This window comes from Mesorhizobium sp. M4A.F.Ca.ET.020.02.1.1 (genome assembly GCF_004022645.1).
In the GTDB taxonomy this organism is placed as follows: Bacteria; Pseudomonadota; Alphaproteobacteria; order Rhizobiales; family Rhizobiaceae; genus Mesorhizobium.
The window spans coordinates 1-709 of the sequence record NZ_RZOI01001300.1 but is presented as its reverse complement, the minus strand read 5'-3'; the positions used below and the strand labels follow the sequence as shown (position 1 = coordinate 709).

At 66.7% G+C, this 709-nt stretch carries 2 protein-coding genes; both read left to right on the top strand.

The genetic code is table 11. The annotated features are described in order from the left end of the window. Positions 1 to 206: 4-hydroxyphenylacetate 3-hydroxylase C-terminal domain-containing protein (locus EN742_RS36770; RefSeq protein ID WP_281035067.1), on the top strand; the 206-nt coding region annotated here is incomplete at its 5' end. Positions 207 to 231: 25 nt separating this feature from the next. Beyond that, positions 232 to 709 (top strand): flavin reductase (locus EN742_RS36765; protein WP_128333980.1); only part of this gene is annotated, 478 nt, incomplete at its 3' end.

Below are 709 nucleotides of genomic sequence, written 5' to 3'. Positions count from 1 at the left end.
CCGAGTTCGGCGGCCGGCACGCGCTCTACGAGCTCAACTATGCCGGCGCGCCGGAAGAGGTGCGGCTGCAGGTGCTGAAGGGCGCCGAGCGCGGCGGCCGGCTGAAACAGATGGAGGAACTGGTCGACCAATGCATGGCCGACTATGACGAAAAGGGCTGGACCGGCGACACCTGGCTGCCGCCGCTTGCCGCCCAGGCCAACTGACGGGAGGCCGGCCATGGAGACGCCCATGGAAACACAAGTCGCGAGGCTGGAATTCCGTGAGGCCATGGCGCGGGTCTGCGCTCCGGTCAACATCGTCACCACCGACGGCCCGGCCGGGCGCGGCGGCTTCACCGCGACCGCCATGTGCAGCGTCTCGGACGACCCGCCGACGCTGCTTGTGTGCATGAATGAACGTTCGGCGCAGACCGGCATGTTTCTCGCCAACCAGCGTTTCTGCGTCAACGTGCTGACCCAGTCGCATATGCATCTCGCCGCAAAGTTCGCAGGCGCGATCCGCGACATGGCTGAGCGCTACGATGCGGCGCGCTGGCAGACCATGCCCTCCGGCATGCCGGCGTTGCTCGACGCGATCGTCAGCTTCGACTGCGAGATCGGCGCGGTGAACAAGGTCGGCACGCACAATGTGATGTTCGGCCGCGTCGTCGACATCCGCCACGGCAGCGACGAGGCAGCGCTGCTCTATGTCGGGCGCAACTACATGC